Origin of the sequence: Defluviitoga sp. (assembly GCF_035349255.1) — a bacterium.
Taxonomy (GTDB): domain Bacteria; phylum Thermotogota; class Thermotogae; order Petrotogales; family Petrotogaceae; genus Defluviitoga.
This window is the reverse complement of sequence record NZ_DAOPSE010000005.1, coordinates 24,614-37,244: the sequence shown is the minus strand read 5'-3', so window position 1 is coordinate 37,244 and position 12,631 is coordinate 24,614. Positions and strand designations below refer to the sequence as shown.

At 31.1% G+C, this 12,631-nt stretch carries 9 protein-coding genes and 2 tRNA genes; 7 read left to right on the top strand and 4 right to left on the bottom strand.

Features of this window, described 5'->3' with window-relative positions; translation table 11 throughout:
• A complete protein-coding gene (locus PKN74_RS02500; protein WP_472308270.1) occupies positions 1-321 on the bottom strand; it encodes a hypothetical protein in 321 nt (106 codons plus the stop codon).
• Between the two features lie 338 nt (positions 322-659).
• On the opposite strand from PKN74_RS02500, the gene PKN74_RS02495 reads away from it, so the two are divergent.
• The 6 genes from PKN74_RS02495 (at position 660) to PKN74_RS02470 (ending at position 9,906) form a co-directional block, all read left to right on the top strand.
• Positions 660-1,940 carry a hypothetical protein gene (locus PKN74_RS02495; RefSeq protein WP_472308268.1) on the top strand — a complete coding sequence of 427 codons (1,281 nt, stop codon included), beginning with the start codon at positions 660-662 and terminating at the stop codon, positions 1,938-1,940.
• Between the two features lie 61 nt (positions 1,941-2,001).
• On the top strand, positions 2,002-2,487 hold the full coding sequence (locus PKN74_RS02490; RefSeq protein WP_472308266.1) for a QueT transporter family protein: 486 nt from the start codon (positions 2,002-2,004) through the stop codon (positions 2,485-2,487).
• 47 nt (positions 2,488-2,534) lie between these two features.
• Positions 2,535-3,923, top strand: coding sequence for a pyruvate carboxylase subunit B (locus PKN74_RS02485; protein WP_472308264.1), 1,389 nt, complete (start codon positions 2,535-2,537; stop codon positions 3,921-3,923).
• Between the two features lie 184 nt (positions 3,924-4,107).
• Positions 4,108-5,313, top strand: coding sequence for a sugar ABC transporter substrate-binding protein (locus PKN74_RS02480; RefSeq protein ID WP_472308262.1), 1,206 nt, complete (start codon positions 4,108-4,110; stop codon positions 5,311-5,313).
• Between the two features lie 226 nt (positions 5,314-5,539).
• The gene (locus PKN74_RS02475; protein WP_472308260.1) at positions 5,540-7,294 is read left to right on the top strand and encodes an ABC transporter permease subunit; all 1,755 of its coding nucleotides are present in this window, start codon (positions 5,540-5,542) and stop codon (positions 7,292-7,294) included.
• 5 nt (positions 7,295-7,299) lie between these two features.
• Complete coding sequence (locus PKN74_RS02470; protein WP_472308358.1) at positions 7,300-9,906, top strand: ABC transporter permease subunit; 2,607 nt, start codon at positions 7,300-7,302, stop codon at positions 9,904-9,906.
• A gap of 75 nt (positions 9,907-9,981) precedes the next feature.
• On the opposite strand, the gene PKN74_RS02465 is transcribed toward PKN74_RS02470, so the two are convergent.
• The 3 genes from PKN74_RS02465 to PKN74_RS02455 all read right to left on the bottom strand — a co-directional run bounded on the left by PKN74_RS02465 (position 9,982) and on the right by PKN74_RS02455 (position 11,874).
• Complete coding sequence (locus PKN74_RS02465; protein ID WP_472308258.1) at positions 9,982-11,643, bottom strand: uridine kinase family protein; 1,662 nt, start codon at positions 11,641-11,643, stop codon at positions 9,982-9,984.
• A gap of 48 nt (positions 11,644-11,691) precedes the next feature.
• Positions 11,692-11,766 (bottom strand) — tRNA-Gly (locus PKN74_RS02460).
• Between the two features lie 31 nt (positions 11,767-11,797).
• Positions 11,798-11,874 (bottom strand) — tRNA-Thr (locus PKN74_RS02455).
• Between the two features lie 222 nt (positions 11,875-12,096).
• Between PKN74_RS02455 and PKN74_RS02450 the strand changes: the two genes are divergently transcribed.
• Positions 12,097-12,525, top strand: coding sequence for a hypothetical protein (locus PKN74_RS02450; protein ID WP_472308256.1), 429 nt, complete (start codon positions 12,097-12,099; stop codon positions 12,523-12,525).
• Positions 12,526-12,631 lie beyond the last annotated feature (106 nt).

Here is a 12,631-nt window from a genome sequence, read left to right as displayed (position 1 = left end):
TTATTTAATAAATTCTACAAATTCATGAATTTGGCATGATTCATCCATTTCTACATAGTAATACGATTTAAAATCAGATATTTTTTCAACATTTAATTGATATTCTTTTTCGTTTTTTTGAAGTACAAAAGTTATTGAATCATCACTTTTTATGATTTCGTACATAGTTTTTTGAGCTAGTTCACTTGATTTATCTACAAAAACAAAAAACAAGTATTTCTCTTTTCCTTTATAAGCTATTTCTGAAAATAAGGTAGGAATTTGATTGTTAAATTTTTTATGTAAAGTTTTTAAAATCAATTTTTCTTTTAAAGAAATCATATTTATCACCTACTTCTAAATGGTAATGTATCTCAACTTTTTAAACAGAAATGTTAATATTTCTTTCAATTATTATAACATAGAAACTAATTATGAGTCAAATTTTTGTAGTTTTTCACCTAATAATATAATTTTAGGGAAAAGGGTTGACTTAACTGGATTCAAGGGCGTTAGTCCTCCGTTTTGTTGTAAAAAGCGCCAAAAATTGTAGAGGAGCTCTGTATGAGCGTCTTTGAATGAAAAAATATTTTTTTGAAAATCTTTATTCAGAACATTAATGAAATAGAGGTTTTTTAACAATTGTAAGTATTATAAAAAAACATTTTAGGAGGTCTAAAATGAAAAAGAATAGTATTGTAATGGTAATATGTATTTTATTAGCTTCTATGATTTTTTCAGAAAGTGTAGCTTACCTGACTTCTTCAGAACATCAGATTTATGAATCATACTTTGTAGAATATAATGATGTAATGGGTGAATATTACAACGCTTTACTTAGTGTTCTTGAATTTAATCCGCAGTATGAATCATACTTTTATAAACCTTTAGATGTCATAACTATCGTATCTGCTCTAATGGATTACAAGGCTCTAGAAAAGTTTTTAAACGACAATGGAGTTACGTTGGACTACGATAGAATAGCCAATGATTCAGAAGAACTATTCAATCAATATATGACAGATGAAAGTTTAAAGCAAATGTTGCTGATTTTTTTTGAGAATGAAAGTTATTTTAGAGGGTTTATAAAGAGTCTTGTATATAGAGATGAAGTAATATCAAAAATTAATGAATACTTTACAGATTTGTACGGAGAAGACATGTCAGAAGTTTTTTCTGACTGGTATGTAGAATATATATCTAATTATGATTTTGTTGTTTCATATGAACCTTTAATTCCTGCATATGAAATTTTTAAAGCTCTTTCGTTAGAAGAATTAGAAAAGATAGAAGAAAAATATAGAAATGTAATAATACAAGAGCAAGATATACCTGAAGAATGGTACATTTCTTATGTATATCTAGTGGAAAATATTCTTCCTTTGAAAGAAGCAGAGATGGAAGATCTGCGTGATTACATACAAATGGTGACCGATTATCCCCAATTGTTACAATATTCTAGAAAGGAATTAGATAGTCAATTAGCTTATTACACTCAAATTTCAGAAACAGAAGAATCAGATGATTTGAGATTTGAAGCAACTCAAAAGGTAAATCTTTTACAAAGTTATATGTATTTACTAGAAAAATATGGTGATTATGATGAAAATACGATTGGATCAAAATTTTCTGAAATTGAAAGTGAAATTAATGAAATATACATAGCTTATGAAAAAGCTCTGATGGATCTTAAGGAAATGAATCCTGAATCTATAGAGATAAGTTCTAAGCTTTATCAGATAAATCCTCAAGATCCTAATATTTCATATGATTATTTTGCCTTAGTTTATTCGTTAATATTGGATTATTATAAAAACACCGGAGACTTGGAAAATATAAAAGCAAATTTAAATGTTCTTAAGAGTATTTTTACTGAACTTACTGAAAATGAAAATTTGGAAAAAGATAAGTTAGAAGGTTCTAATAAGATCATTGTGGAAATAAACACTCTTCTAAAGTGAGAGAACTTTAATATATTAAATTCTAACAACCTATTTTTCTAATACTCATTAACTTTGAGAGTTGGAGGCGACATATATTTCTAAAAGAATAGTGAGAGCAGCGTTAGTATCTGCACTTTATGTTGTTTTATGTCTGATTTTTCAACCTATTAGTTTCGGGCCTATACAAGTTAGGATTTCTGAAGCTTTTACTTTATTACCTTATTTAGATCCAGCTTTTATTCCAGGCTTGTATGTGGGTGTGCTCCTTGCAAACATAATCGGTGGTTTAGGAGCGTGGGATATTTGGCTAGGAAGTTTTTTTACATTGATTGCAGCTATATTAACGTGGAAGATGCCAAATAAATATTTGACACCACTACCACCTATTTTAATTAATGCCTTTGGAGTATCATTATATGTTGCACCATTATACAATTTTCCTTACTTTTTATCTGTAATATGGATAGCAATTGGAGAAGCTATAGCTACTTTTGCAATTGGTTTACCTATATTAAAATTATTTGAAAAAAACATTTATAAAGATGGGAAAAATAAAAAATTATAATTTAATTTTAGAGCACATATTTAAATAACAAATAGAGGTGAAAATGTTTGCAAAACAAACCTTTTATAGTCGATACAACATTAAGAGATGGTCAACAATCATTAATAGCAACACGATTAAAACTCGAAGATTTTAAAAATCATTTGGAAGATTTTGATAAAGTAGGCTTTTATGCAATGGAAGTATGGGGTGGAGCAACTTATGATTCATGCATAAGATATTTAGATGAAGATCCTTGGGAAAGGTTAAATATATTCAGGGAAAAGCTACAAGATACTCATATACAAATGCTTTTAAGAGGTCAGAATTTAGTTGGTTATAAAAATTATGCCGATGATGTAGTGGATTTATTTGTAAATAAAGTTGCAGATTACGAAATGGATATAATAAGGGTTTTTGATGCGTTGAATGATGTTAGAAATTTAGAGAAATCTATAGAAGTGGCAAAAAAAAGAAAAATACATGTTCAGGGAGCAATTTGTTATACTGTAAGTCCTGTCCATACGTTGGATTTTTATTTAAATTATGCTAAAGAATTAGTTGATAGAGGAGTTGATTCCATTGCAATTAAAGATATGGCTGGACTTCTGACTCCAAAAGACTCGTATGACTTAGTGAAAGAAATTAAAAAGAAATTTGATATACCTCTTAATATTCATTCACATGCTACGACAGGTCTAGCCTCTATGTCTTATTACGCTGGAATAGAAGCAGGAGCGGATATAATAGATTTAGCGCTCAGTCCTTTTGCAAACGGTACTTCAGAACCAGCAGTTGAACCATTTCAACATGCATTTAATTTAGATTTAAATTGGAAACAAATCATGGCTCTGGTAGATTATTTATGGTTAGTAAGGGAAAAGTATAAAGAGTTTGATGTTCAAATGTGTTCTATAGATGCTAAAATATTGGATGCACAAATTCCAGGTGGGATGTTATCAAATCTTATGTCGCAGTTAAAGGCTCAAAAAGCTGAAAATAAACTTCAAGAAGTTTTAAAAGAAGTTCCAATCGTTAGAAAGGATCTTGGCTATCCTCCTCTTGTTACGCCTACTAGCCAAATAGTAGGAGTTCAAGCAACTTTAAATGTTTTGACAGGTAAAAGATATTCGATGATAACAAATGAGGTAAAAAATTATTTAAGAGGTTTTTATGGAAAACCACCAGCACCTGTTAATCAAGAGTTGTACGAGAAAGCCTTAGGTAATATTAAACCTATAGATTATAGGCCAGCAGATGAAATCCCCCCCGAATTAGATAAGGCGAGAAAAGAGATAGGGTTATTAGCTCAAAGTGATGAGGACTTATTGACTTATGTATTATTTAAAGAAGTAGGTAGACAATTTTTAATCAAGAAGTATGAGGAGAAATTGAAAGTTGATTTTAATATAGTGAATTCGTTCAAAAATGAAGATGTAGTGATCTATCCAATATAAAGATGTAAAGAGTAAATTGTATAAATTTTGAGATTTTTACTTCTAAACCTAAATATTTTGCTATAATTCAAAATAATCGACTCTAATCCAGATTTATAACAATATGAAAAGATTAAAATTTTTGTTATAATATATTTAGTAAAACGTTTCCATTTAGAAAAACAACTTTAAAGGAGGTATTAAAATGAAGAAAGTATTAACTCTATCGTTGATATTGGTTCTTGTAATGTCTTTTGCATTTTCAGCAACTTTAACTGTGTGGAGTTCTGAGATGCAAGTTGACTTTATTAGAAGGATAGGCCAAGAGTTTACACGAGATACTGGAGTTAATGTTGAAGTGCAAATGGTCACATTTGGCGACATAAAATCTAAATTTCTAACCGCTGCACAAGCTGGTGAAGGACCAGATATAATCATTGGAGCACATGACTGGGTAGGAGAGCTTGTTATAAATGGATTATTAGAACCGATTCCATTCTCAGCGATTGAACTAGATAAATTTGCTGAATCAGCAATTCAAGGATTTACTTATGAAGGGAAATTATACGGTGTACCTTATGCAACAGAAGCTGTAGCTTTGTTCTATAATAGAGATTATGTAAGCGATGATGAAGTACCTACAAATATTTCCGATTTGAAAAAACTAGCTAAAGAATTTACTACCAGTGAAACATTGGGATTTGCTGTAACTGCTAATGATTTTTATCACGTTTATGGTTTCTTTACTGGATATGGTGGATATGTTTTTGGATACGATCCAAGAACAGGATACGATGTCAAGGACATAGGTTTAAACAATGAAGGTGCTATTAAAGCTGGACATCTTTTAAAGAGTTTCTTTGACGAAGGTATAATGCCTCAAGGTATAAACTATAATATCATGGATTCAATGTTTATGGATGGTTTAGCAGCTATGATAATCTACGGACCTTGGGCAGTAAAAAATTATCTTGAAGCCGGAATTGATTTTGGCGTTCTCCCGTTAACAAAAATGGAACTAGAGCCCGGTAAAACCATGAAGCCTTTTGTAGGAGTTCAAGGTTTAATGATCAATTCTAGATCAGCTAACAAGGCTTTTGCAATGGAGTTTGTCATTAATTATCTAGCTACGGCTGAAGGCGTATACGAATTCTATATAGCAGATCCAAGATTGCCTGCAAGAAAAGATGTAACACAAATAATAGACGAACAAGGCGGACCGGTACCTGCTGAAATCGTTGCAGCGTTTGCTGAAAGCGCAGCCGGTGGAGAACCAATGCCAAACATTCCTGAAATGCAGGTTGTATGGCAACCAATGGCAGATGCATTAAACAATATTATAAACGGCACGCAAACACCTGAAGCAGCTCTCAACGATGCCGTATCTAAGATAAAAGCAGGTTTAAAATAAAAAGTTATGCTTAATTTTTTATATGTAACTAGCGAAAAAAACAAAGTGTTAATTCAAGAATTTGATTTTTAACAAGAGAGAGGGAGGGAACTCCCCTCCTTCTTTTTTTATAAAAAATGTCTATTTTTTTCTGTTTTTTAGTATAATAGCTTGACACACAAACTGGTAGTATATTTTTAATTATTTTATTTAATGAAAATGAAGCCTTTTTAGGAGGGTATGAGGAATGAAAGTCTTCAAAAAAATATTAATATGGCTTTTTATTGGTGTTTTGAATGCTTTTTTGCTTTGGGCAATAATCCTCTTGTTTACGCTTGCTAATTATGGATTAGGAGTAGTTATATCTGTTTTTCTTGTTATTACAGATTGGGCTATCTTTTCTCCAAAGGCTTATCCTTATAGGTATACCTTACCTGCTTTATTCTTTTTATTTATTTTAACTATTTATCCAATTTATTACACAATTGATACGGCGTTCACTAATTATGGAACGGGGCATTTGTTTACAAGAACAAATGCGATAGATACTTTACTTACAGATTCGAGTTACTATTATGAACCCGAGAATCCAAAAACGTTGGATTTCAAAGTTTTTGTTAGATATGATGAACAATATAAACCTACAGAAGATTTTGTTTTATTATTGTATGACCAAGAAGATATGTATTTAGCTGAGAAACCTTTAATGAGGCAATTAGATTCAAAAGGTAATTTAATCTATGCCGAAAGCGATATGGTTAAAGTGCAAAATGACAGAGTAGTTAAAGAAGGGGCTACGTATGAAATAATAAGGCCTTCAGGAAGTGTTTCACAGGCAGGCGGAGATTCTATAATAGCTATCGAAAAGAATGGAAGTGTCAGGTACACTTATTTTTATTCACCGATAGATTCAACTACTTCTTCTAATTCATCATACTACAATTCTGTTCTAAGACAGAATTATTTGAAATCTTTGGTTTTGATGCATGGAACTACGAATTTTAGGCTTTCAAGTTCGCATGTATTTAGAAAGTTTTCAGAAGCATACAGAGTATATGACACTTTGGTAAAAGTAATAATAGACGGTGAAAGAGAAATATATAAAACTGTTGTGGTGAACACATTAACAAACAAAGAATTAGTAGAGAAAGACGCAGCTTTTTGGGATTACAATGAGAGCGGAAATTTATACCGACTTATTGGGTATAAGAGTTACGTGGGATTAGATAATTTTTCGAAGATAATTAAGGATCCTAGAGTTTCTGGACCATTTTTAAAAATATTTGGCTGGACATTCTTGTATGCAGCTTTGAGTGTGCTTTTTACTTTTATAATAGGTTTAGCATTTGCGTTGATATTAAATGATAATCGATTAAAAGGCAGAATAGTTTATAGAACATTGTTGATAATTCCTTGGGCAATTCCAGCTTTCATATCAGTTTTGGTATGGAGGAATGGGTTTTTCAACGAAACGTATGGGATAATTAATAGATTCATTCTTGGGAATATTGGTGTCAAACCGGTTAAATGGTTAAATGATCCGTTTTGGGCTAAAGTTGCAGTTTTAATAGTTAATACTTGGCTGGGATTTCCATATATGATGACTATTACGTTGGGGTCGTTGCAAAGTATCCCAGAAGATTTGTATGAAGCATCTGTTATAGATGGTGCTTCAAGGTGGAAACAATTTACAAAAATTACTTTTCCTTTATTAATGGTTGCCGTTGCTCCTTTATTAGTGATGAGTTTTGCATTCAACTTTAACAATTTTACAAACATATATCTACTAACAGGAGGAGGGCCAGCAATGGCCGGGACAAATACTCCAGCAGGATCTACCGATATTTTGATTTCTTATGTGTATAAACTCGCCTTTGAAGGATCACATGGACAAGATTTTGGATTTGCTTCAGCGATTTCAATTCTAATATTTGGTATTATAGCGATATTTAGTTATTTTAACTTCAAGTTTTCTGGTTCATTTGAAGAGGTGAGCAGATAATGGCTATGATCGAGAAAAAGAATTATTGGCTGAGACATATAATATTAATTATCTGTGTTATTTTAATATTATTTCCTTTAGTATGGTTGATAACAACATCCATCAGGAGGGATAATGCAGCTTTTTCCCCAAAGTTGTTTTCAAGTCGAGTAACATTAAATAATTACAAAGATTTGATAATTCAGAAGCCAAATATTCCCGAAGTAGTAAATAAATTGACTGCAATAAGTTCCTATCTTGGAGAATATAGCGACCTTACTATTGAAACAGCATCGGAAAAATCAACTAAACTTTTAGGAGATTTAGAAGCTTATTTTATGGCTACAAATAAAAACTTAGATGATATAGAAAAAACATACATGGAGATTTTCTCTCTTTATGAAACTCAGTATAAAGACCAATTTTATCGAGAAATGAATGCTATAAGAGAAGATGACCATAATAAATTTGACCAAGAACTTAAAAATATAATTAATATTGCTAAAGAATTAGGAATTGAGGTACAGTTTTCCAATTTACAACAATTGATAAAACAATATTTTGCTCAAAGAGAGAAAATAATTTATAGTCTTAAAATAAGTAATTTAGAAAAAACAGGAGACTATTATATTGATACAGTTAATGTACTTTTACAAATTCCTCTAAACACCTCTGTTTGGAAAGTAAAAACTTACAGGAGATGGATAAGCGAAGAACCAGAAGCAGAAATTATAGGTGAAGAAATATTAGCTTTAGGGGATTTATGGAAGGATATAGAAAATGAGATGGATAGACTAAGGAAAGATATTAGTATTCAAGTAACTAGTTTATATGGAGAAGCTCTTCAAAAAATCTCAGATACTGAAAATAGAATAAACACAATAGATACACAAATTTCTCAAATTTTGTCCCAACAAAATAACTTAAAACAAATTAACCAAAAAATTTATACAAGGTTGGTTGCAATTTCAGACATTTTTATTATGGAAAAGGAAAGGGTCGAATCAGCCTATTCTATTTTTAAAAAGCAAGATTTACGAGATATCCAAGGTAAAGAACCTTTACTTGGAGAAGACAAGTTCTTATATGAGACAGTACAAAAATTGTCAATAATCATACCTGAAGTGTATAATAACTTAAAATCTATAGATGAATTCATTCAAAGTGGTTTTGTAGATACTTTAGATTTTTACAGTGACGTTTACACATTTCTAAATGATAATTTTACCAAAATATACGAAATAAAAGATACGACAGCTGTCTCTCCTGTGTATAAGGCTATTAAAACCTCTACTATGAAAATGTCTGTATCTATAGATGAGTTAGTCCCGCTATCTCAGGAATATAGTAACAATACAAAAGAATTAGCTAGTTTGGGTCTGAAGTTAACTAGTCTAAGAGAGGAGAAAAACATATTAGAAGCCCACTTATCAGAACTCAAGAAAGAATATGAAGAATTAACTTACAATATTTCAAAAATAGAATCTATTCCTAAATTGTTAGTTCTACTAGAGGCTTCATCTCAAGAAATCACAGATAATTTCCAAGCCACTAATTACGCAACATTTATGCAATCGAAGTATTATCCCTACTATATTCCAGAAAGGAATCGATATATAGTTATGAACTGGTACAACAATTTAGTTGAATCAAAAAGTAAATTTGATGCCGGTAGAGAAAAGCTAATAGCACTTCAAAACAATATACAAAAGAACATTGACATATACAAAAACGATCTTGAGCATTATTTATCAATTAACTATGGAGGAAATGTAACGACAATTACTCCGCTAGCTGAAATGCAAACATTTTATAATACCCAGTACGGAGTAGCCTCTGCAGATATTTCACGAGCAGGTAGAATAGTGAGTGATTTAGCCGATAGGACTTCATATGGTGAATTGAAGAAAATGCTAAGGAACATTGATAAGGATTTATATTTATTACAACAAGATTGGTCTGTTAAAATCCGAAAACCTTTTATGAAATGGTTACTTAACTCAATATTAGTAGCAGGACTAGTAGCTGTATTGACAGTTTTTATGACTTCAATAGCAGCATATCCATTTTCAAGAATGAGATTTGTAGGTAGAGAGCAAGGACTTTATTTCTTGCTAATAATTCAAATGTTCCCGGGAGTAATGTTCATGATAGCAATATACGGTATTTTAAAGTTCATGGGAGATAGTTTTGGAGTTTTAGGTTTAGATACAATGGCGGGCTTAATTTTCGCATATATGGGAGGAGTCGCCTACAATATGTGGTTATTTAAAGGTTACTATGACACTATTCCGGATTCTTTGGAAGAGTCTGCAATGATAGATGGTGCCACCAGATTTCAGACATTTTGGAGAATAGTTCTTCCTTTATCATTACCTATAATAGCAGTAGTACTGATATTAACATTTATGAATACATTCAATGAGTTTGTAATAGCAAGAATAATATTGCAAAGTGAAACAAATTATACATATGCAGTAGGTTTACAAACTTTTTCGACAGGACCTTATGAAACAGAGTGGGGATTGTTCACAGCAGCTTCGCTGCTTGGAGCGGTTCCTATGGTTATATTGTTTTTATCCATGCAAAAGTGGATTATAGGTGGTTTGACTCAAGGTTCTGTAAAAGGTTAATTATTATAAAACGAGAAAATTTAATGCAATAAATATATCGGTTCTTCTCGAACCGATATATTTATTAATATAGGTTTAATAATTGAATGTACTATTTCCGATGAATTCTCTGATAATTGAAGTACGAGGTATTTCTTCCATTTCTGTTATCGGTAAAAAGTAATCTAGAAATCTTAAAAGTCTTTTAGCTTCGGTATATTCATCAACAGTGTTATCTACGTTAAGTAGCAGTGGTTCAGCGAACATTTTCAAAACCGCTAGTTCATAAACAAGGTGAGAATTGAACATAATATCAGCTTCTTCTTGAAAAGGAAATATGTTTTGTTGTTCTCCTTTAACAACAGAAGGCCACATTTTTAGAGTATTTTCGGCGGTATAGCCTCTAAAATGATAGTCTCTTACTAATCTTCTTATCAACCTAGTATCTGTAGTAGGAATCCTATTCATACTATCTAAATTCATTTGAGTCAATGAGCTAATGTATATTTTGAACTTATTTTCTTTTGAGATTGATGCTGTTAAAACTTCATTTAATCCATGAATTCCTTCAATTATTATTGGTTGATCAATTTCTATCTTTAATGGTTTAGGATACCAAGTTCTTCTTCCACTGGTAAAATCGAATTTGGGTATCATTACTTCTTTTCCATCTATTAAATCTTTCATTGTTTTATTAAATAGATCTAAATCCAAAGCATTTATTGACTCAAAGTCGTAATTACCGAATTCGTCTCTGGGTGTTTTATCTCTTTCTAAAAAGAAGTCATCAAGAGAAATAGGAATTGGTCTTAATCCATGAACCTTCAAATGGAGTGCAATTCTTTTGGCACTTGTGGTTTTACCAGAAGAAGAAGGACCAGCAATTGTAACAAGACGTATGTTTTTTCTTTTGACTATTTCATCTGCGATCTCTGCGTATTTTTTTTCATGAAGTGCTTCCGATATTCTGATTAATTCTCTAACCTTTTCAGGACCCTGTGATATCAATAAATTCAATTCACCAACGGTTTCTATTTCCATTATATTTAACCAGTTTTTGTATTCTTCAAAGGTCGAGAATAATTTTGGAGAATGTTGATACTCAGGAATTTCATCAGGAAGGTTTTCTGTTGGATGAAGTATTACAAATCCTTTTTCAACTTTTTGTAAATTGAATTTGGATAGATATCCGGTTGAATAAGGTAAGTAACCATAAAAGTAATTAAAATATTTATCCAGATAATAAATATTGACGGTACTTTTTTTCCTATATTTAAAAAGAAGAGCTTTATCTTCTTCTCCAATTTTAGAAAACATTTCTATAGCATCAAATTTGTCAATAGTTTTTTTCACAAAAATATAGTCTTTTTCGACAATTTCGCGCATTTTATCTTCAATCTGCTGTAAATATTCTTCAGATGGTTCCCCACTTTTCAGTTCGCAATATATAGCATCATTTAAAGTATTGTTCACATATAGTTTATCGTTGGGATTAATTTCTTTCATAGCGACATAAAATATAAAAAAAAGACCTCTTCGATAGATTCTTACCCCATCACTAGTAGTTATATCACAAAATTGAATATTTCCACTTTTTTCGATCTTCTCAAAAAGTTCTTTAATGTCATTATTGAATTTTACATACAATACCTTTTTATTTTTTTCTTTTTCGTATTGTTTAGAAAGATCAATGAATCTGAAGTTTTTAGGTACCTCATATATTTCCCCTGTTTCAATATCCTGCAAAATATAATGCATCTTCAAATCTCCTTTTAACAATAAAAACGCGGCATTTCCCTAATCACATGGAGCGGATAACGGGATTCGAACCCGCGACCCCTTGCTTGGCAAGCAAGTGCTCTACCGCTGAGCTATATCCGCCTTCATTCATCTAAAAGTAGCTAAAAATCTATGGAGCAGGCGATGGGACTCGAACCCATGACTTCCGCCTTACCAAGGCGGCGCTCTACCTGCTGTAGCTACGCCTGCATTTTTCATCTAAATTATACTATATTTAAGCAGTAACGTCAAGTCATTATTTGTGTTGACTTTTTTTTTGAAATTTGTTAGAATAAATATACATATATTTAAAAAAAGATTAAAAACAATTCATTTTTTCAAGTTAGTATTATATTGGAAATTTCAAACTTTTACTTTGTAGTTTTTTATAAATGTCCAGAAATTTATCTAAATGGTAAGGAGGGATTTGTTATGAAAAAAACAGTCATTGCCATAGTGTTAATATTAGTGCTCAGTGTATCGATATTCTCAGCGGTAGGAGCAGGGTTTAAAATTGGTGAACCAACAGGATTATATTTAAGAACTTATACAGGATCAAAAAGTTTTGTAGGAATAACAGCCGCTTGGTCGTTTAAACATGATTATTTTCTTGTGGATGCAGACTATAACATGGTTTACCCAAGAATTTTGGGTGATTTTGATTTCAGTTATGGAGCAGGAGCTATGGTTGGAGCAGGGAAAAGTAATCTAAACATCGGTGTGAGGTTCCCTTTAGCAATGAATTATAGATTTCCAGGTGTTCCAATAACAGTATTTTTAGAAATAGCTCCAGGTTTTAAATTTTATCCTGAGACTGATTTTGATTTGAGTGGTGGCGTAGGTTTTTTCTATATGTTTTAAATATTATAGTATAAGATAGAATTATTTAATGAATATTTTTTTATTTATAGAAGATAAAATATAGGATAAAATTCGCATTTTGAATAATTATTTAAATAAAATGTCA